At 58.0% G+C, this 18,874-nt stretch carries 24 protein-coding genes; 15 read left to right on the plus strand and 9 right to left on the minus strand.

The features are described from left to right. Window positions 1–26 precede the first annotated feature (26 nt). Window positions 27–161, plus strand: coding sequence for an aa3-type cytochrome c oxidase subunit IV (locus ACR0BZ_RS06740; protein ID WP_267364539.1), 135 nt, complete (start codon window positions 27–29; stop codon window positions 159–161). A gap of 17 nt (window positions 162–178) precedes the next feature. Then, on the plus strand, window positions 179–811 hold the full coding sequence (locus ACR0BZ_RS06745; protein ID WP_480475007.1) for a hypothetical protein: 633 nt from the start codon (window positions 179–181) through the stop codon (window positions 809–811). On the opposite strand, the gene ACR0BZ_RS06750 is transcribed toward ACR0BZ_RS06745, so the two are convergent. Together ACR0BZ_RS06750 and ACR0BZ_RS06755 are read right to left on the minus strand one after the other, a co-directional pair. Then, the gene (locus ACR0BZ_RS06750; protein WP_267364537.1) at window positions 800–1,132 is read right to left on the minus strand and encodes an AzlD domain-containing protein; all 333 of its coding nucleotides are present in this window, start codon (window positions 1,130–1,132) and stop codon (window positions 800–802) included. The genes ACR0BZ_RS06745 and ACR0BZ_RS06750 overlap by 12 nt on opposite strands. Then, the gene (locus ACR0BZ_RS06755; RefSeq protein WP_267364536.1) at window positions 1,129–1,839 is read right to left on the minus strand and encodes an AzlC family ABC transporter permease; all 711 of its coding nucleotides are present in this window, start codon (window positions 1,837–1,839) and stop codon (window positions 1,129–1,131) included. The genes ACR0BZ_RS06750 and ACR0BZ_RS06755 overlap by 4 nt, the downstream gene beginning before the upstream one ends. On the opposite strand from ACR0BZ_RS06755, the gene ACR0BZ_RS06760 reads away from it, so the two are divergent. Genes ACR0BZ_RS06760 through ACR0BZ_RS06785 form a run of 6 tightly spaced genes read left to right on the plus strand, consistent with a single transcriptional unit; the run spans window position 1,838 to window position 6,643 of the window. Then, the gene (locus tag ACR0BZ_RS06760; RefSeq protein WP_480919812.1) at window positions 1,838–2,776 is read left to right on the plus strand and encodes a formate dehydrogenase accessory sulfurtransferase FdhD; all 939 of its coding nucleotides are present in this window, start codon (window positions 1,838–1,840) and stop codon (window positions 2,774–2,776) included. The two genes, ACR0BZ_RS06755 and ACR0BZ_RS06760, sit on opposite strands and share 2 nt — an antisense overlap. Next, window positions 2,773–3,429 (plus strand): molybdenum cofactor guanylyltransferase MobA, encoded by a 657-nt coding sequence (gene mobA / locus ACR0BZ_RS06765; protein WP_480919813.1) that lies wholly within the window; start codon window positions 2,773–2,775, stop codon window positions 3,427–3,429. Before ACR0BZ_RS06760 ends, mobA begins: the two co-directional genes overlap by 4 nt. Next, the gene (gene mobB / locus ACR0BZ_RS06770; RefSeq protein WP_480919814.1) at window positions 3,426–3,917 is read left to right on the plus strand and encodes a molybdopterin-guanine dinucleotide biosynthesis protein B; all 492 of its coding nucleotides are present in this window, start codon (window positions 3,426–3,428) and stop codon (window positions 3,915–3,917) included. The genes mobA and mobB overlap by 4 nt, the downstream gene beginning before the upstream one ends. Beyond that, on the plus strand, window positions 3,914–4,606 hold the full coding sequence (locus ACR0BZ_RS06775) for a hypothetical protein (RefSeq protein ID WP_480919815.1): 693 nt from the start codon (window positions 3,914–3,916) through the stop codon (window positions 4,604–4,606). The genes mobB and ACR0BZ_RS06775 overlap by 4 nt, the downstream gene beginning before the upstream one ends. Then, window positions 4,599–6,053 carry a molybdenum cofactor synthesis domain-containing protein gene (locus ACR0BZ_RS06780; protein WP_480919816.1) on the plus strand — a complete coding sequence of 485 codons (1,455 nt, stop codon included), beginning with the start codon at window positions 4,599–4,601 and terminating at the stop codon, window positions 6,051–6,053. Before ACR0BZ_RS06775 ends, ACR0BZ_RS06780 begins: the two co-directional genes overlap by 8 nt. Further along, the gene (locus ACR0BZ_RS06785; protein ID WP_480919817.1) at window positions 6,050–6,643 is read left to right on the plus strand and encodes a GNAT family N-acetyltransferase; all 594 of its coding nucleotides are present in this window, start codon (window positions 6,050–6,052) and stop codon (window positions 6,641–6,643) included. The genes ACR0BZ_RS06780 and ACR0BZ_RS06785 overlap by 4 nt, the downstream gene beginning before the upstream one ends. On the opposite strand, the gene ACR0BZ_RS06790 is transcribed toward ACR0BZ_RS06785, so the two are convergent. The 3 genes from ACR0BZ_RS06790 to ACR0BZ_RS06800 all read right to left on the minus strand — a co-directional run bounded on the left by ACR0BZ_RS06790 (window position 6,640) and on the right by ACR0BZ_RS06800 (window position 8,735). Continuing rightward, window positions 6,640–7,635 carry a hypothetical protein gene (locus ACR0BZ_RS06790; protein ID WP_480919818.1) on the minus strand — a complete coding sequence of 332 codons (996 nt, stop codon included), beginning with the start codon at window positions 7,633–7,635 and terminating at the stop codon, window positions 6,640–6,642. The genes ACR0BZ_RS06785 and ACR0BZ_RS06790 overlap by 4 nt on opposite strands. Before the next feature lie 14 nt (window positions 7,636–7,649). Further along, on the minus strand, window positions 7,650–8,120 hold the full coding sequence (greA, locus tag ACR0BZ_RS06795) for a transcription elongation factor GreA (protein WP_209506599.1): 471 nt from the start codon (window positions 8,118–8,120) through the stop codon (window positions 7,650–7,652). 234 nt (window positions 8,121–8,354) lie between these two features. Next, window positions 8,355–8,735 (minus strand): VOC family protein, encoded by a 381-nt coding sequence (locus tag ACR0BZ_RS06800; protein ID WP_209598670.1) that lies wholly within the window; start codon window positions 8,733–8,735, stop codon window positions 8,355–8,357. A gap of 81 nt (window positions 8,736–8,816) precedes the next feature. On the opposite strand from ACR0BZ_RS06800, the gene soxR reads away from it, so the two are divergent. The 4 genes from soxR to ACR0BZ_RS06820 all read left to right on the plus strand — a co-directional run bounded on the left by soxR (window position 8,817) and on the right by ACR0BZ_RS06820 (window position 13,682). Beyond that, window positions 8,817–9,272: a redox-sensitive transcriptional activator SoxR gene (soxR, locus tag ACR0BZ_RS06805; RefSeq protein WP_209598669.1), complete on the plus strand. Its 456-nt coding sequence runs from the start codon at window positions 8,817–8,819 to the stop codon at window positions 9,270–9,272. A gap of 136 nt (window positions 9,273–9,408) precedes the next feature. Next, a complete protein-coding gene (locus ACR0BZ_RS06810; protein WP_480919819.1) occupies window positions 9,409–11,055 on the plus strand; it encodes an electron transfer flavoprotein-ubiquinone oxidoreductase in 1,647 nt (548 codons plus the stop codon). A 145-nt stretch (window positions 11,056–11,200) separates the two neighbouring features. Beyond that, entirely contained in the window at window positions 11,201–12,871 is a 1,671-nt protein-coding gene (locus ACR0BZ_RS06815) for a tetratricopeptide repeat protein (RefSeq protein WP_480919905.1), read from the plus strand. Next, on the plus strand, window positions 12,861–13,682 hold the full coding sequence (locus ACR0BZ_RS06820; protein ID WP_480919820.1) for a 4-(cytidine 5'-diphospho)-2-C-methyl-D-erythritol kinase: 822 nt from the start codon (window positions 12,861–12,863) through the stop codon (window positions 13,680–13,682). Before ACR0BZ_RS06815 ends, ACR0BZ_RS06820 begins: the two co-directional genes overlap by 11 nt. Here the strand turns inward: ACR0BZ_RS06820 and ACR0BZ_RS06825 are convergent. Beyond that, a complete protein-coding gene (locus ACR0BZ_RS06825; protein ID WP_480919821.1) occupies window positions 13,675–14,673 on the minus strand; it encodes a polyprenyl synthetase family protein in 999 nt (332 codons plus the stop codon). The two genes, ACR0BZ_RS06820 and ACR0BZ_RS06825, sit on opposite strands and share 8 nt — an antisense overlap. A gap of 56 nt (window positions 14,674–14,729) precedes the next feature. On the opposite strand from ACR0BZ_RS06825, the gene ACR0BZ_RS06830 reads away from it, so the two are divergent. From ACR0BZ_RS06830 to ACR0BZ_RS06840, 3 genes are all read left to right on the plus strand, one after another. Further along, complete coding sequence (locus ACR0BZ_RS06830; protein WP_050604033.1) at window positions 14,730–14,945, plus strand: putative signal transducing protein; 216 nt, start codon at window positions 14,730–14,732, stop codon at window positions 14,943–14,945. Then, the gene (locus tag ACR0BZ_RS06835) at window positions 14,942–15,706 is read left to right on the plus strand and encodes a tRNA1(Val) (adenine(37)-N6)-methyltransferase (protein WP_480919822.1); all 765 of its coding nucleotides are present in this window, start codon (window positions 14,942–14,944) and stop codon (window positions 15,704–15,706) included. The genes ACR0BZ_RS06830 and ACR0BZ_RS06835 overlap by 4 nt, the downstream gene beginning before the upstream one ends. Before the next feature lie 131 nt (window positions 15,707–15,837). Then, window positions 15,838–16,002 (plus strand): YdcH family protein, encoded by a 165-nt coding sequence (locus tag ACR0BZ_RS06840; protein WP_083445267.1) that lies wholly within the window; start codon window positions 15,838–15,840, stop codon window positions 16,000–16,002. On the opposite strand, the gene yddG is transcribed toward ACR0BZ_RS06840, so the two are convergent. The 3 genes from yddG to phbB form a co-directional block, all read right to left on the minus strand. Beyond that, window positions 15,999–16,865, minus strand: coding sequence for an aromatic amino acid exporter YddG (yddG, locus tag ACR0BZ_RS06845; protein ID WP_209598665.1), 867 nt, complete (start codon window positions 16,863–16,865; stop codon window positions 15,999–16,001). The two genes, ACR0BZ_RS06840 and yddG, sit on opposite strands and share 4 nt — an antisense overlap. Next, complete coding sequence (locus tag ACR0BZ_RS06850) at window positions 16,862–17,809, minus strand: transcriptional regulator GcvA (protein WP_480919823.1); 948 nt, start codon at window positions 17,807–17,809, stop codon at window positions 16,862–16,864. The genes yddG and ACR0BZ_RS06850 overlap by 4 nt, the downstream gene beginning before the upstream one ends. Window positions 17,810–18,109: 300 nt before the next feature. Beyond that, window positions 18,110–18,832 carry an acetoacetyl-CoA reductase gene (gene phbB, locus ACR0BZ_RS06855; RefSeq protein WP_209506587.1) on the minus strand — a complete coding sequence of 241 codons (723 nt, stop codon included), beginning with the start codon at window positions 18,830–18,832 and terminating at the stop codon, window positions 18,110–18,112. Window positions 18,833–18,874: the final 42 nt, after the last annotated feature.

The following is an 18,874-nucleotide window of genomic DNA, read 5'->3' on the forward strand; positions in this document are numbered from 1 at the left end:
ACACGCGAATTGGGATTCTGAGACTCATGGCTGAATACAAGCACGGCGAAATGAACATCGACGTTCAAACCAAAACTTTCAACGGTTTCATCAAAGCCACCACTTGGTGTGTGGTCGCGATCGCCTTGTTGTGCCTGTTCCTGGCAGTTTTCGCCTCGTAAGCAATTCGGGGGCGGCTTTGCTCAGGATATTGACTGCGTGCCTCGTGGCCGCAACGCTGGCTGGTTGCGCTGCATCACAGCGCCCGCAAGCAGATCAAACTGAAATTACGTCCCGCTCCTATCGCGATCCGGGGCCATCGACCCTGACCTTGTACACGATGATCAGCACCCGAACCGGTTCGGGTGCGCATACGTCGTTGATGATCAGCGGCAGTGAGCGGGTTATTTTCGACCCGGCAGGGTCGTTCCGGGCGGATGTTGTACCGATCAGGAACGATGTGCTGTACGGTATTACCCCGAATGTCGAACGTGCGTATCGCAGCAGCCACGCCCGCGAAACACATTATGCGCGCATCCAGACGATCGAGGTCACTCCGCAACAGGCCGAAATTGCATTGCAATTGGCCAAGCAGATGGGCCCGGTGGCTGGTGCATTCTGTGCGAACTCTACCTCGCAGCTGTTGCAGCAGGTTCCGGGGTTCGAACAGATCACGACCACATTTTATCCGGTCAAACTGTCGGATCAGTTTGGAGCGCTGCAAGGCGTTCAAACGGCGGAGTACCGTGAAAACGACGACGCGGACCTGCAGAAGGGACTGGCGTTCAACAATGCGCGCCTGAACCAGCTGGACGCGGCTTCATCCAACTAAATACAGCAATATGTAAAGTGTTGCCGCCCCGGTAAAGATGGCGGCCAGCACATTCTTGGTTAGAATGCCCACAGACAATGCAACCGCTGCGGCCGACATACGGGGTATGTCCGGTTGTCCTTCGGTGGCTGCAGGCCAAACCACCAGCGGCGCGATCAGTGCGGGCAGGATGGCCACGGCTGTATATCGAAGGTGACGTAACAACCAGGGCGGCATCGGGCGATCACCGACGAGACCGATAAAGGTAAAGCGCAAAGCATAGCTGCCCACCGCAAGACCCGCGATGATGATCCATATTGTTGTCTGATCGATCTGGTTCATGGCGCGTTCCGCTTTAGCATCAATTCTGCCTGCGCACCGGCCATCATCCCTGCTGCGCCCGCGATCAGCAGGCCCAGATTAAACGGCACACTCACGGTCAGCAGGGCAACGACAATGGCGACCAGGGCGGCGATGACATGGGCCAGCGTACGCATCATCGGCCCGATCATCGCCAGAAAGGTGATCGGCAGGGCAAAGTCCAGCGCCCAACTCTCTGGGATTTGAGCACCCAGCACGGCACCCAGACAGGTTCCCAAAACCCACAGCGGTGTGATCGGAGTGACCGAACCCAGGAAATAGGCCATTCGCTGGGGGATCGTCAGATCAGGCTCTTTTTCGAACTGCGCGATTGAACAGGCGTAAGACTGATCAACGATCAGGTAAGCCGCACATGCTCTCTGCCACAAGGGCGCGGCACCCAGAAACGGCGTCAGTGATGCGGAATACATCGCAACCCGCAGGTTCACTGCCAGGGCCGAGATCAAAACAATGATCGTAGGAGTTTCATCCTGCAGAAGTTGCAGAGCTGTGAACTGCGCCGCGCCTGCAAAAACGGTGATGGAAAAGGCGATGGTTTGCACGATATTCAACCCGGCTTCTGTCGAGAAGACACCGAACAACAGACCAAAAGGCACAGCCACGAAGACAAACGGCGTGCCGTCGCGAAAACCTTTCCAGAAGTATGACTTGGATGTGGCAGAGGCCATGGCTAAATCCTATGGTGACGCCAGCAGCAGTATCGGTCTTGTGGAGGGGTTGCAATTGGTCACCGAAACCGACGTGTCAGACTATGTAATCGCTCCTGATCCGGGCGCGGCCCGCCTGACCCGTGCGGTCGAGGGTGTGGATCAGAATGGCGAGGTCAGCCAGATTTCAGTGGTCGAAGAGCGCCCACTGACGATCTTCCTCAACGCGCAGGAAATTGTGACGGCGATGACCATTGGCGACTATCCCGAATACCTGGCGCTGGGTTTTCTGCGAAATCAGGGCATGTTGCTGGCTGATGATGAGATTACCCGTGTCGATTACGATGATGATCTTGAAACCGTTGTTGTCCGCACCGCACGCGCGACTTCGTACGAAGACAAGCTGAAGAAAAAGACACGCACCAGTGGCTGCGCTGTGGGAACGGTGTTCGGGGACATGATGGAGGGCCTTGAGGGCGTTCAACTGCCACAAGTGCAGGTGCGGACCTCGTGGCTTTACGATCTGGCGGCCAAGATCAACCGCACCCCGTCGCTTTATCTTGAGGCCGGGGCAATTCATGGGACTGTACTGTGCCGCGAAAACCGCCCGCTGGTTTATATGGAAGACGTGGGTCGCCATAACGCTGTCGACAAGATCGCAGGTTGGATGCTTTCCGAGGGGGCGACGGCGGAGGACAAGATCCTCTATACCACCGGTCGCCTGACATCCGAGATGGTGATCAAAACGGCGATGATGGGTATTCCTGTGTTGGCGTCCCGTTCCGGCTTTACCGCCTGGGGTGTCGAGATCGCGCGTGAGGTCGGCCTTACGCTGATCGGCCGGATGCGCGGACAGCGCTTTGTTTGTCTTTCCGGTGAGGAACGGTTGGTTCGCGATGTGGACCCGTCGACGGTTGTGGCCGAAGACAGGAAACACCGGCGGAAGAGTAGCCAATGAGTGATGAAAACAGGAAACCCCTCGGCGTCATCCTCGCAGGCGGGCAGGCCACCCGGATGGGCGGCGGTGACAAAGGTCTATTGCAGATTGGTGGGCAGAGCTTGCTGTCCCATGTCGTTGATCGGCTGTCTCCTCAAGTCGATGGTTTGGCCCTGAACGCAAATGGTGACCCCAAGCGTTTCAGCGATCTGACGCTACCTGTTCTTCCTGACACAATTGAAGACTTCGCTGGCCCTTTAGCCGGCGTTTTGGCGGGGCTAGATTGGGCGGCAGATCAGGGGGCCGACAGCATCGTAACGGCTGCCGCAGATACACCGTTCTTCCCGCGTGATCTGGTGGCGCGTCTGCAAGAGGCGGCAGCGGGGCAGGTGCATCCTCTGGTCTTGGCCACTACTCCGCGAACGGGTGACGAAGCGCTGAAATCCGGTGGGGGCAGGCGCGTCAACCGGCACCCGACCTTTGGGCTCTGGCCCGTGGCTCTGCGCGATGATCTGCGGGCGGCTCTGACGGACGGGTTGCGCAAGGTCGTGCTGTGGACTGATAAACACGACGGGCGCGAGGCTTTGTTCCAGGCTGACCCGTTTGATCCGTTCTTCAACGTCAATACGCCTGACGATTTGGACCGCGCCCGGACATTGTTGGAGCAGGTATGAGAGTCTACGGCGTCACTGGCTGGAAAAACGCAGGCAAAACCGGGCTGATGGAACGGCTGGTGGCCGAGATCACGGGGCGGGGCTTTGCCGTCTCAACCGTCAAGCACGCGCATCACGGCGTCGATGTGGACCAGCCGGGCACGGACAGTCATCGTCACCGCGTTGCTGGCGCCAGCGAGGTGTTGCTTGCGTCGGGGCGGCGCGTCGCCTTGATGCAGGAGCTGCGCGGCGCGCCCGAGCCGCCTTTGGCCGAACTGCTGGCGCGGCTTTCACCGGTTGATCTGGTGCTGGTTGAAGGCTTCAAACGGGAAGGCCACCCAAAGATCGAGGCGTTTCGCGCCGAGGCGGGAAACCCTCTGATCGCGATTGAAAACGATACCGTTCGAGCCGTTGCCAGCGACACGGCGCTGGAACTAGATCGCCCGGTTTTCGACCTGAACGACACAGTCGGGATCGCGGACTTCATATTGGATGAGGTCGGTTTGTGACCCTGTTCCAGACCTTTGCCATGGTGGACTGGTCTGGTGGAAATGACACCGGGCCTACACCGCGCAAAGACGCGATCTGGGTCTGTATTGTGCGTGAAGGGCAGGCACAGGAACCTGAATACCTACGCAACCGGGCGCTTGCCGAGGCGTGGCTGGATGCCCTGATCCGCACCGAACTGAAGGCAGGTCGCCGCCTGTTTCTGGGGTTCGATTTCCCTTTTGGATACCCGAAGGGCTTTGCCCGCGCGATCACCGGAACGGATGACCCCTTGACCTTGTGGGACTGGTTCGAACAACATGTCGAGGACGGTCCGAAAACGAACAATCGTTTCGACTTGGCAGGCCGGATCAATCGACAATTCGGAGGAAGAGGCCCATTTTGGATGAATGGCCTCGGGCGTGACATTGATGGTTTGCCGCGAACCAAGACGGGCTATTCCAATCCGTTTTCCGACCGTCGTGCGGTTGAAGCCTTGGCAAAAGGCAGTTTCACCTGCTGGCAGATGGCAGATGGCAGATGGCAGATGGCAGATGGCAGATGGCAGATGGCAGATGGCAGATGGCAGATGGCAGATGGCGGGTGCAGGCGCGGTCGGTGGGCAGGTGATGATGGGGCTTCCAGTTCTGAGCAGGCTCCGCCATCGCTTTGCCGGACAAGTCGCGGTCTGGCCGTTCGAGTCGTTGGATAGACCCGTTGCCTTTGTGGAAATCTGGCCGTCGCTCACCTTGGGTGCGCCACCGGACGGGCGGATCAAGGATGCTTGGCAAGTCGAACAGGTCGCCTTGACTCTGTCGCGTTTGACAGAGCAGGAGTTGAAAGCGCAATTAGATGTTTCAGCGGCAGAGGAAGGCTGGATATTGGGTGTGACTCAGAAAAAGCCGAACATAGCCCCGCCACCATTGCGCAACGATTGTTTTGCGCTGCCAGCGGGTGTGGAGTGGACGCCGGTTGATGACGCCTTGGCCTATTTGCGCGACAGGTTGCATCCGATTACCTCGGTCGAGGTGATCGCGCTGAAAAAGGCGAGTGGGCGCATTCTGGCAGAAGATGTGACAGCCCAACGTTCCAACCCGCCGCAGCCGAATACAGCCGTGGATGGGTTTGGGTTCGCTGGTCCGGTTTCAGATGGGCCACAGGTCCTGCCGCTGGTCGATGGGCGTGCAGCAGCCGGTATCCCGTTCGACGGTGATGTTCCCGAGGGTCAGGCAGTGCGCGTTCTGACGGGTGCCGCGCTGCCTGACGGGGTGGATACGGTTATTCTGGAAGAGGATGTCACAGTTAAAGACGGGCATATCGCATTCCACGGCCCGCTGAAAAAGGGGGCAAATACAAGGCAAGCGGGCGAGGATGTGGCCGCAGGCGATCTGGCCCTACCTACAGGGCGCCGATTGACACCGGCTGATCTTGCGCTGCTCACCGCTTTGGGCATTGCCGAGGTGAAGGTGCGCAAACCGCTGCGTGTCGCCGTGGTATCGACTGGCGATGAACTGGTCGACGCCGGAGAGTGCGCCGGACCGGGTCAGATATTCGACGCCAACCGCCCGATGCTGTTGTCTCTGGTCGAAAGGCTGGGGTTTGTACCAGTGGATATGGGGCGTGTTTCAGATGATCGGGACACCCTGCGGGAACGGCTGGACCAGGCTGCGGAACAGGCAGATGTGATACTGACGAGTGGTGGCGCATCTGCTGGTGACGAAGACCACGTGTCTGCCTTGCTGCGCCAGGCGGGGGCGATGCAATACTGGCGGATCGCCTTGAAACCCGGTCGCCCTCTGGCTTTGGGGTTGTGGTCCGGAACCCCAGTCTTTGGACTGCCCGGCAATCCCGTTGCCGCCTTGGTCTGCACCTTGATCTTTGCGCGACCGGCGCTGGGCCTGATGTCTGGCGAAGGCTGGATCGAGCCGCAAGGGTTCGAAGTGCCCGCTGCCTTTGAAAAGCGCAAGAAACCGGGCCGCCGCGAATACCTGCGCGCGCGCATACGGGAAGGCCGGGTTGAAGTCTTCAAGTCAGAAGGATCGGGCCGGATCAGCGGGCTCAGCTGGGCCGAAGGGCTGGTCGAAATAGAAGATGGTGCCCGGCATATCCAACCGGGTGATATGGTTCGGTTTATCCCGTATGGCAGTTTTGGGTTGTGAAAATCACGATCTCACGCGGTTTTTCTGATGCGGAACGCCCACTGGTGGCGACCCTGTTCTGGCAGGCATTTTCGGCGAAACTGAACAAAGTCATGGGTCCGGATGAAAAGGGGCTGGCTTTCTTCGAAACTTCGTTGAACCCGGATTTCGCGCTTGTTGCACGGGACAAGGAAGACCGGATTTTGGGGCTTGCAGGTTTCAAGACACGCGATGGTGCATTGGCCGGAGGCAGAATGTCAGACCTAGCAAAGGTCTATGGCTGGTTTGGGGCCATTTGGCGCGCCCTCATCCTCAGCATTTTGGAACGCGAACTGAAACCCGGTGTGTTTCAGATGGATGGCATATTTGTGGCCGCGGGCTCGCGTGGAAAAGGCGTTGGTACGGCCTTGCTGGATGCCGTTAAGCGTGAGGCGCGGAAACAAAACATGTCAGTGGTTCAGCTTGACGTTATCGACACAAACCCCCGCGCCCGCGCTTTATATGAGCGCGAAGGATTTCGGCCTGTGGGGGAAGAAAAAACCGGGCCTTTAAGTTACGTGTTTGGTTTCAGCAGCGCGACAAAGATGTCTTGGGTCGTCAAATCGGACTAATCAAACGTCCCGGCCACGCGCCCCAGCAACATGAACGCCCGCGCCGTGCGGGTCTCACCCAAAGCGCTCAGTTCTGCATCGCTTGCGGTGGGCTCGAACTCGGCCATCATCTTGTCGAAGCGGCGAAGAAAATGGTGGGCGGCGTCGCGAAAAATGGGATCCTGTTTCATCCGCGCAGCTGTCAGCGCCAGCGAGGACCGGTCGCGTACACCCCCCAGCGAGGCGACAGCGCGACCCCGCGCGCCCTGCGCGAACTGACGCCAGATTTCGGGCCGGGCCATGTCAGGGCGCAGGTCGTCCATATAGATGCCTTCCTGGCTGAGCAGTGTAAGAACATCCTGCGAGGCTTGCACGATCTGCGCCGTCTTGCGGTCTTTCAGCGCCACGCGCAGGGCATTAAACCCTTCGGTGTCATTCTGAGTTTCCGGGAAGTTCAAGGCGCGGATAAAGATATCGGTGCTCAGCGGTGGCGCAATTTCTTCCGCAGATGTGCCCAGTTCAAGCGAGGTTTGAGCACCCGCAACGAGTGGTTTTGCAGGGGCGTAAGGGGGCGTTGTGCGCTTGGTCGAAAATGTTGCCAGCGCGCTTTCGGTTTTTCGCGCCGCGGCTGCGATCTCATCCAGTTTCTTTGCTACCGCAGGTTCGTAGGTGCTGGATGCGCGCTGCTGCTGCGCCACATAAGCCTGGCGGATCGCATCAATCGCAGTTTGCAGCCGCGCGCTTTCCTCGCGCATCACGCGGCTGGCACGCATGGCAGTGGCCGCGACCCAGATCATCGCCACAGGCATGAAAACGGCCAGAAAGGTGACAACAAAACCACCGCTCTGCGCCTTATCTGGCAACACCAGAAAAACAACCGACACCACCAGCCAAATCAGGCTGAGCACCAGTGCGGCAATCTCAATCTCGGTGACAGACGGCGCCTTTGGGCGGTCATAGATGCCCAGCGAAGTCGGTCTTTCAGTTTCCGGGTCAGGTTTGGGCCCCGACATTACATGCGCTCCGGTCAGGCGTACTTGATACTCAGAATTTCATAAGAGCGCACGCCGCCAGGGGTGCGCACCTCGACACTGTCACCTTCGTCCTTGCCGATCAGGGCGCGGGCGATGGGGGATTTGATATTCAAAAGGCCAGCTTCGATATTGGCTTCATATTCACCGACGATCTGCCACGTCTTTTCTTCGTCGGTATCCTCGTCAACCAATGTAACCTTTGCGCCAAACTTGATCGCGCCAGACAGTTTTGCAGGGTCAATTACATCCGCCAGTGACAGGATACCTTCCAGTTCCTTGATGCGACCTTCGATAAACCCCTGCTTTTCGCGGGCTGAATGATATTCGGCGTTTTCTTTCAGGTCGCCAAGTTCTCGCGCCGATGCGATGGCTTCGATGATCGCAGGGCGTTCGACGGATTTGAGGTTCTTCAGCTCAGCTGCGAGTGCGGCATTGCCCGCAGGCGTCATCGGGATCTTTTCCATACTCTCTACGTCCACGCATAAACTGACTCGCCCCGCCGCACAGAAGCGTCGGGGCGAGTCCTAGGTTGACGATTACCTGACCCAAATACCACGTGAATTGCAAGGGGTGTCAGCAGGTGCAGCGATCAATTTGCAACATTGCGCCGGCGGGATTGTTTCGGGTGTGGCCTATGGCGATGGTCCGGTTGCCCACCCTTGCACCATCGCTTTGAAGGCGTGCAGAGCCACAGCATCTCAATCATATTGAACCACTTCAAACTCGATGCCGTTGTCATCCCTGAAATAGAACCGACGCCCCGGTTCGTAATCGGCATGATTATGGGGTTCGAACCCGGCCTTGCGCACCTTGGCCTCGGTTGCATCGATATCTTCGACCAGAACACCAACATGATTCAGCCCGCCGACGATATCGTAGCTGCTTTCGACCAATGGTTTCGGCGCATCTGGTTTGTAAAGCGCAAGATAGGTGTGGGCCGATCCGACATGCACCGTGTATCCGCCTGATATTGCGGGTCCTTCCCACCGTGTTTTCCAGCCAAAGACCTGCTGCATCCAGGCGGCCGAGGCCTGTGGGTCGCTGACAGTGAAATTGGTATGTTCAAGCGTTGCCATCATGGGATCTCCTTTTTTGGCTTGTTTCGACTCACCGTAATTTCTAAACCTAACTTTAGGTCAAGGTATTTCTTCGAGGGCGACATGGCTGTTTCAGAAGGGTTGGCAATCGGGGCATTGGCCCGACGTACGGGGTTGGCCGTTTCGGCGATCCGGTATTACGAAGCACAGGGTTTGATCGCGCCCTGGCGCAATGCAGGTGGGCAGCGACGTTACCAGCGGGCAGATATCCGGCGGCTGAGCTTTGTCATGATCGCACAGCAGTTCGGCCTGACCTTGCCTGAAATTCGCGAGGTCTTGTCGGGCTTGCCGGGAAAGCGAACACCGACACCACAGGATTGGAAAGCCATAAGCGTGCGGTTGCGCACTCATCTGGATCAGCGAATCGATACCCTGATGCGATTGCGCGACAATCTGGACGGCTGCATCGGGTGTGGGTGCCTCAGCTTGCCGAAATGCAAGCTTTATAACCCCGATGACAGGGCAAAATCCCATGGTAGCGGTCCCAGATACCTGATGGGTGATGCACCAGAGGACTGATGTGTCGAATAGCGCCCTTGTTACGCCGTGTTTCGATTGACCAAAGTCTTACTGACCATGTAATCAGCCGTGAAACAAAATTGCGCAGATCCTGCAGTGACAGCGCCAATTCGGAAAGTAAGCTAGGGAGCCCGCGATGGCCGAGATTGAACGCGAAGCAATGGAATATGACGTGGTGATCGTAGGCGCAGGTCCTGCGGGCCTGTCGGCGGCCATTCGTCTGAAACAGCTGGATGCGGATCTGAACGTTGTCGTTCTGGAAAAGGGCTCGGAAGTGGGCGCTCATATCCTGTCTGGCGCAGTTCTCGATCCCTGCGGGCTGGATGCTTTGATCCCGGATTGGAAGGCTAAGGGTGCTCCGCTGAACGTGCCGGTGCATGAAGACAATTTCTACATGCTGGGCGAGGCAGGTAAAATCCGCATCCCCAACTTCCCGATGCCGCCGCTGATGAACAACCATGGCAACTACATCGTTTCGATGGGCAATGTTTGCCGCTGGATGGCCGAGCAGGCTGAGGAACTGGGCGTGGAAATCTTCCCCGGCATGGCCTGTTCCGAACTGGTTTACGGCGATAACGGTGAAGTCAAAGGCGTGGTGGCCGGTGTCTTTGGTCTGGAAGCGGACGGCTCTTATGGCCCCAATACTGAGCCTGGCATGGAACTGCACGGCAAATACGTCTTCTTGTCGGAAGGTGTGCGCGGCTCACTGTCCAAGGAAGTCATCGCCAAATACGACTTGTCTGCCGGCAAAGAGCCGCAGAAATACGGCGTCGGCATGAAAGAGATCTGGGAGATCGATCCGGCAAAGCACAAGGAAGGTACGGTCACGCACACAATGGGCTGGCCTCTGGGCGGCAACGCAGGCGGCGGGTCGTTCATCTATCATCTTGAAAACAATCAGGTCTATGTCGGCTTTGTGGTTCACCTGAACTACAAGAACCCGCACCTGTACCCCTACATGGAATTCCAGCGCTTCAAGCATCACCCGATGGTGGCCGAGCTGCTGAAAGGCGGCAAGCGCGTGGCTTACGGTGCCCGTGCGATCACCGAAGGCGGCCTTCAATCGATGCCCAAGCTGGTGGCGCCGGGCGTGGCGCTGCTGGGCTGTTCCGCGGGCATGGTCAACGTGCCGCGCATCAAAGGCAACCACAATGCGATGCTGTCGGGCAAGGCCGCGGCTGAGGCTGCTTATGACGCGATCAAGGCTGACCGTTCAGGCGATGAGCTGACCGCTTACGAAGCCGATGTTCGCAACGGCGCAATTGGCAAGGACCTGAAGAAGGTGCGCAACGTCAAGCCGATGTGGTCCAAGTGGGGCATGATCCCCTCGCTGGTGCTGGGTGGTCTGGACATGTGGACCAACACATTGGGCTTTTCGCTCTTTGGTACGCTGGGACATGGCAAGAACGACGCCCAGTCGACCGAAGAAGCCAGCAAGCACAAGCCGATCGACTATCCCAAGCCCGATGGGACACTGTCCTTTGACCGGCTGACCAACGTGTCCTTTGCGGCAACCAATCACGAGGAAAGCCAGCCCTGCCACCTGCGCCTGGCAGACCCGGAAATCCCGGTCAAGGTCAACCTGCCCAAGTTCGACGAACCGGCGCAGCGCTATTGCCCGGCAGGCGTTTACGAAATGGTCGAGGATGACAACGGGCCGCGATTCGTCATCAACTTCCAGAACTGCGTTCACTGCAAAACCTGCGACATCAAGGATCCAAGCCAGAATATCACCTGGACCACGCCGCAGGGTGGCGACGGGCCAAACTATCCGAACATGTAAGCAAAAAACCGGCAATGGCAGGGTCGTGAAGGCTCTGCCATTGCCTCTTGCCGACCGAAGCCCTAGCTTAACCGTCAGTCAACGATAGTAAGGCAGGATTTCGGTGGTTTCCCTGGTTCGTCGCGCGGCATTGTCCGTGCTGCTCATGTCGTCGGTCGCAGTTCCGGCCTATTCGGATTCGGGTGCCGGTTCATATCTGGCCGGGCGTCAGGCGATCTACGAAAGCGACTATTCTGCGGCGGAAAGATACTACGCCCAGGCTCTCAGGTTTGATCCGGAAAACGCGCTGCTCTTGGAAAGCGTTGTTGTCGCCCGCCTTGCGCTGGGGGAAATTGCCCGTGCTTTGCCCGTTGCAAAGCAGATCGAGGAAGCCAACCTTCCCAGTCAGGCCGCGCGCATGGCGATTTCGGCCAATTTGATTGCTGACGGCAAGTTTGACGAACTTCTGGCGCGTGACCCTGAAACGCAGGGGATCGGTCCTTTAGTTGATGGACTGATGATCGCATGGGCCCATCTGGGGCAAGGTGAAATGACAAAGGCCATGGAGCAGTTCGATGCCGTGGCCACGCAGGAAGGCCTCAGGGAATTTGCGCTGTATCACAAAGCCATGGCATTGGCCTCTATCGGCGATTTCGAAGGTGCCGAGGTGATATTTGCGGATAATAACGGCGCGGTTGCGCGGTTCTCACGTCGGGCCGCGCTGGCCCGTACAGAGGTGCTGTCACAGCTGGATCGCAACGAAGACGCCATTCGATTTCTGGACGATGTGTTTGTTTCCGGTAGCGATCCGACCATTGAAGCCTATACCGGCCAATTGACTGCGGGCGAGACGCTTCCGTTCACCCATGCGGGCTCTGCGCTGGATGGCATGGCGGAAATATTCTTTACCGTTGGTGCCGCATTGAACAGCGAGGCTTCGGCTGACTACGTCCTGCTTTACGCGCGACTGGCGAGCTTTCTGCGCCCTGACCACGTGGACGCCATTCTGCTGAGTGCGGAATTGCTGGACAAGCTGCAACAGTATGATCTGGCTGTTGCGGCCTATCGTATGGTCCCGGCAGGCAGCAATGACCACCATGCCGCAGAACTTGGACGGGCCGAGACCCTGGATAAATCCGGAAAAACCGATGCGGCCATTGAAGTTCTGCAAAACCTGGCGCTGCAAAACCCTGATTTGCCCAGCGTGCATGTTTCTCTGGCAGATCTTCAGCGTCGTCAGGAAAACTATGCGGCTGCGGTTGCCTCTTATGACACTGCGATTGCTTTGACGGACAGTCAGGCAGGTGGGAATTGGTTCCTGCACTACGCGCGCGGCATAAGCCACGAGCGGCTGAAGCAGTGGGATCAGGCTGAAACCGATTTCCGCCGGGCGCTGGAGTTGAATCCGGATCAGCCGCAGGTGCTGAACTACTTGGGCTATTCTTTGGTAGAACGGAAAGAAAAGCTGGATGAAGCGCTGGACATGATCCAACGCGCGGTCGAAGCCCGCCCGGATAGCGGCTACATCGTGGATAGTCTGGGTTGGGTTCTGTTCCGTCTGGGTCGTTACGAAGAAGCGGTCGAGCATATGGAGCGCGCGGTCGAGCTGATGCCTGTTGATCCGGTCGTCAATGATCATCTGGGGGATGTCTATTGGGCTGTCGGACGTGCGCGCGAGGCCGAGTTCCAATGGAAGCGGGCGCTGTCCTTTGTTGACCCCGAAGAGACAGATGGCGAGGCTGACCCAGATCGCATTCGACGCAAGATCGAGGTCGGACTAAGTGCCGTTCTGGCCGAAGAAGGTGCGGAACCTTTGAAAGTCGCAAATGGAAATTAAGGCGTTTGCGCCCGCCAAGATCAACCTGACCCTGCATGTGACCGGACGTCGTAAGGACGGTTATCACCTGTTGGATTCGTTAGTGGTTTTTGCTGATCTCGGCGATCAGTTGACATTCACACCCGGCCCTGAGCTGACTATGGACGTGAGTGGGGAGTTTGCTGAAGGCGTGCCCACGGACAGCCGTAACCTGGTCTGGAAAGCGGCCGAAGGTGTCGGTTGGACCGGGCATATCGACCTGACCAAATCTCTGCCCCACGGAGCAGGTATTGGGGGTGGATCATCGGATGCGGCCGCCACGCTGAATATTCTGGGCGGTCTGGGCCGTGACATCCCGCCTGACCTGCCGTTGTCACTGGGGGCAGATGTGCCCGTTTGTCTCGAAAACCGGGCGATCAGAATGCAAGGCATTGGCGATCGTTTGGCGGCGGTAAACCTTCCGAACCTACCTGCCCTGTTGGTCAACCCGAATGTGCCGGTGCCGACAGGAGCCGTTTTCAACGCGCTGGCGTCCCGAGACAATCCGCCGATGCCTGAGCTGGTCCCTGATTTTGAAGACGCTGAAGCCTGTGCCCTGTGGTTGCGTGATCAACGCAATGACTTGCAGGTACCTGCCATGGGCGTTGCACGTGAGATCGAACAGGTTTTGGACGAGTTGAACATGACCAGTCGTGCCCTTGTGACGCGCATGTCGGGGTCAGGATCAACCTGTTTTGCCCTATATCCCACAATGAAAGACGCGCATCTCGCGGCCTATGAGATCGGTGCGGCGCATCCTGACTGGTGGTGCCGCGCGACACAGCTTAACTAAGACGCGAGACCACGTAATCGGCCAGTTCGCGCAGCAGGCTGCGAATTTCATGATCGGGCAGAACATCCAAAGATGCCTTTGCCTTGTTCGCCCAGCCCAAAGCGTCCTGCCGGGTTTTTTCCAGCGTTGCGTATTTGTCCATCAAACCCAGCGCATGATCCAGATCACCGTCCTGTTGGCGGCCTTTTTCGATCGTACGCTCCCAGAAAGCACGCTCTTCGGGCGTGGCCTGTGCAACAGCCTTGATGACAGGCAGGGTCAGCTTTCGTTCGCGGAAATCATCGCCCACATTTTTGCCGGTTGTCTTGCTGTCCCCTTGATAGTCCAGCAGGTCGTCTGCAATCTGGAATGCGATCCCCAATGCGTCACCATAATCGAACAGGGCCTTGATCTGTTCTTCCGATGCACCGGCGATCACGCCGCCCACCTCGGTCGCAGCTGAAAACAAAGCTGCTGTCTTGCCGCGCACGACCTGTAGGTAAACGCTTTCATCTGTCCGCAGGTCGGTTGCTGCGGTCATTTGCAGCACCTCGCCCTCGGCGATGGTTGCTGAGGCATTGGCCAAGATATCCAGAACCCGCAGCGAACCCGTTTCGACCATCAATTGGAAGCTGCGAGAAAACAGGTAATCACCGACCAGCACACTGGATTTATTGTCCCAAAGTAGATTTGCGGTCGGGCGTCCGCGCCGCTGCGCGCTCTCATCCACAACGTCGTCGTGCAGAAGGGTAGCGGTATGGATGAACTCGACCGTGGCAGCAAGGCGTACATGGTGCTCGCCCGAATAGCCAAACAGCCGCGCCGCTGCCAATGTCAGCATCGGGCGCAGGCGCTTTCCGCCCGCCTCGACCAGATGCTGGGTCACTTCGGGGATACGTGGGGCATGGTCCGACGCCATCCGGGTGCGGATCAACGTGTTCACAGCCTCCATTTCACCCGCCAGTATTTCAGCGAGGCGCTCATGCGGTTTTGAGATCATGCCGACGGTCATCATACTCCTGATACAAGGCTCGACTTTCGCCCCGCCTTGCCCTTACATCCATCCCCATGAAAGAACTATTGCGCAGTACCGATCCGACGATCCTGGCCTTTGCATCCGCTCTCCTTGAAGGCGAGGATATAGACTGCTTTCAGATGGACGTAAATATGAGCATCCTCGAAGGTGGGATCGGGATATTTCCCCGCCGACTGATGGTTCGCGCCGAAGACCTGACCCGTGCCGAACGTGTGATGCGCGACAATGAAATTCCGCTGGGCCGATGACCCGGTTTTCCGATAGTGAACTCAGCTGCAATGATTTCCTGGGGGGCAGGGTCCAGTTGCTGCAACCTCGGTCGGGTTATCGTGCCGGGGTCGACCCGGTATTGCTTGCCGCATCCGTTCCGGCCAGGGCAGGTCAGTCCGTGTTGGAACTGGGGTGCGGTGCAGGGGCTGCCATTCTTTGCTTGTCCTCCCGAGTGCCCGGTCTGCACCTGACAGGTATCGAGCTACAGCCCGCCTATGCGGAATTGGCCTGCAGAAATGCGGAAATCAACGGGATAGAGCTGGAAGTTGTCCAAGCAGACCTGACCGCTTTGCCCGAGGCGTTTCGGCAGCGCCAGTTCGATCACGTCATTGCGAATCCGCCCTATTATCGGGCAGGGGCGCATAGCCCTGCAAAGGATGCGGGACGAAGTGTGGCCCTGAGCGAAGACACCCAGTTGGCCGACTGGATTGCAGTGGCTGCAAAACGCCTTGCGCCAAAAGGGTACCTGCACATGATCCAGAAAGCCGATCGGCTGCCCGACATGCTGGCAGCGTGCCAGGGGGTGCTGGGATCGGTGGAGTTGTTGCCACTAAGCCCACGGACAGGGCGAGAGGCTGAGCTGATCATTCTGCGCGCCCGCAAAGGAGGGCGTGCGGCATTTCGCCTCCACCCACCTTTGATTGTGCACGCGGGTGAACGTCACGAAGAAGACGGCGAAAGCTATACGGATGCAGTTTCGGCCGTGCTCCGGAAGGCCGCTGCCCTGCCCGGGTTCTGACGGCGACCGGCAATGTCCAGCCGATTTTGTCGGATTTGTTTTAGATTCTGTGCGTCTGCAGCGTGACAGGGTGGAAACGATGTGATCAACTTCTTACGTGACATTCAGACACGTATAAAAGGAGGATCGCAATGAGCGTGAGCGCACATCTGACGGAACTGAAGAAAAAGCACGAATCTCTCGGTCTAGAAGTAGAACAAGCCCAACGCTCGCCAGGCATCGATGATCTCCACATCGCCCAGCTGAAGAAACAGAAGCTCAAGCTGAAGGAAGAGATCGAGCGACTGTCTGCTTAAGATTTCAAACTGGATCGGGCCGCGATCAAGGCCCCGCCGGTAATCAGAAAGGCCGCGATCGCCAGCCCCCAGGATGGGGCAGCGATCCCGGCCATCACCAAAGCAAGTGTCGACAATAACGGGGCCGCGTAAGATGAGGTTCCGAGCATTTGAATATCGCCCTGCTTTACCCCGATATCCCAGATATAAAAGGCCAGTCCAACGGGCCCGAGGCCAAGCGCCAGTACAGAAACCCACCCCAGTGTCGTGTTAGGCAGCACGGCGTCTTCTATAGCCAGATGCAGCAGACCCGAAGCCAACGCAGCCATCAGACAAAAGACCGCAACCGAACTGGTCGGTGTACCCCCCAATTTGCGCGACAGAACCGAATAGCCTGACCATGTCAGGGCGCAAAGCAAGGCCAATGCATACCCGGGTAGATGTTGCGCCTGAAAACCGGCGCTTCCGCCTCCGGTGATGATCAAAGCAGCCCCAGCAAAGCCAAGGCATGCCCCAACCAGATGACCAGCGCGAAGCCGTTCGCCCGGCAGCAGGCCGGAAAACAGAACGATAAGAAGGGGCCAGAGATAGGCAATAAGTCCGGCCTCGGCCGCAGGGGCCATACGCAGGGCCGAAAAATACAATGCGTGGTACCCGAACAGACCCAATGAACCGAACAGGTAGGTCGTCCAGGGGACTTGTTTCAACCCGCTAAACCCACCGGTTGCTGCTGTCCAGATCAACCCAAGCGCCCCACCAATCGAAAAGCAAATCGTGTTCAACAGCAAAGGTGGTGTGGGTGCAGAGCCGACGGTCAAAAGTGCCAGCAAAGCCCATAATAGTACGGCCCCAAAGCCGATGGCTGTTGCGCGCGTTTTGGTCATGATCCGGAAACCTCTTCGATCGGAATAATGTCGAACTCATCCGAAATATGCGCGGTCTTTTCAATCTCGGTCAGGAACCAATCCCGAAAGGCTGCGATCTGAGGACGTTTCTCGGCCCCCGGAAGGCACAGGAACCGGAACCGGCCCTGTGTTTCCAGCGCGACCTTGAAGGGGGCAACCAGCCGACCCTCGGTCAAGTCCTTGAGGATCATGGCGCGCCGTCCAAGGGCGACACCAACACCGGCGACAGCGGCGTCAATCGCGTGATCTGCGTTGGAAAAATGCGCCCCATGAGTGGGGGTGAAATCGATACCCACAGCGCGGAACCAGGCAGGCCAGTCGCAGGGTGGGGTCAGAAAGTTGATCGAATCGTCGTGGATCAACGGTGCATCACGCAGGCTGTCTGGCGTGGTGAATTGTTCTGCCAGCTCCGGGGTCATGACCGGGGTCAGCCACTCCTTTCTCACCGGTACGGAATACAGCCCCTTGTCGGCGGAATTCCCGAACCGGATGGCAACATCCACATCATCTCGCTCCAGATCCATGTTGCGCAACGTGGCCGAGAATTTCAGGTCGATCTCGGGATGCGCACGGGCAAACTCGTAAAGGCGAGGCGCCAGCCACTTTGCAGTCAGTGCCGGACCTGCGGTGACGGTCAGTCCGGTGTCATTCTCCTTCCTGCGCACGGCGCGCCACGCGGTTTGCAAGGTGGCAAACCCTTCTGCCGCACCAGGAGCAAGGGCACGGCCCGCCTCGGTCAGCTCTACGGCGCGGTTCAGACGGCGAAACAGCGGACGTCCAAGGTGTTCTTCAAGCGACTTGATTTGAAAGGACAGGGCAGCTGGCGTCACATGCAGCTCTTCCGCCGCCTTCGAAAAAGACATGTGCCGGGCTGCGGCGTCAAAAGCACGCAATGCGGTAAGTGGGGGCAGATAGTCACTCATAGTGAAGAAAAACTTAACTGAAGTCTCAAGAAAGCTCGTTTGTCGTGTTTGTTTTTAGCCGCCATGTTCGCATCAGGTCAAATAAAACTGATTTGAAAAAGGAGACTGCCATGATCGAGATGACGACAAATCCCGCCGCCCAGATGGCGATCCTGCGTGCCCACCAAGAGCGCAGCAGGGTGATTTGGCAGTTTTGGGGATGGATATTCGGTTCCCGCTGATCGCAGCGCGCGCGTTCTTACGGGATCAGAAAGGGCCGGTCCAAAGTGACCGGCCCGTTTTTTTGTTCACAAGTCTGGATCAGACGAAGAATTGCGCACCGTTGGCCGAGATGGTCGAGCCGTTGATGAACTGAGATTCGTCCGAGGCCAGGAAGGTCACACAGCGTGCAATCTCTTCGGGCTCGCCCAGACGACCGGCGGGGATCTGGCCAATGATCGATTCGCGCACCTTTTCGGGCACCGCCATCACCATCTCGGTTGCGATATAACCGGGGCAGATCGCGTTGGCCGTGATGCCTGCCCGCGCGCCTTCCTGCGCCAGAGATTTCACGATGCCCAGATCGCCCGCCTTGGTCGCAGCATAGTTCACCTGAGCGAACTGACCTTTCTGGCCGTTGATCGAGCTGATGACGATGACACGGCCAAATTTGCGCTCGCGCATGCCGGGCCAGACAGGGTGCACAGTGTTGAACACGCCGGTCAGGTTGGTGTCGATCACGTCTTTCCACTGATCGGGTGTCATTTTGTGGAAAGGTGCATCACGGGTGATGCCCGCGTTGGCGACAACGATGTCGATGGGGCCAACCTCGGCCTCGACCTTTTCGATGCCCGCTTTGGATTCGTCATAATCGGCGACGTTCCACTTGTAGGTCTTGATGCCGGTTTCTTCGGTGAATTTCGCGGCGGCTTCGTCATTCCCTGCATAGGTGGCCGCAACGTTGTATCCTTCGGCTTTGAGCGCCTTGGAAATTGCTGCGCCAATGCCGCGGGAACCGCCGGTAACGAGTGCTGTACGTGCCATTTAGGACTCCTCCAATTTTAGTCACCTTGGTAATGCTGTTAC

Source organism: Ruegeria sp. P8, assembly GCF_056534665.1.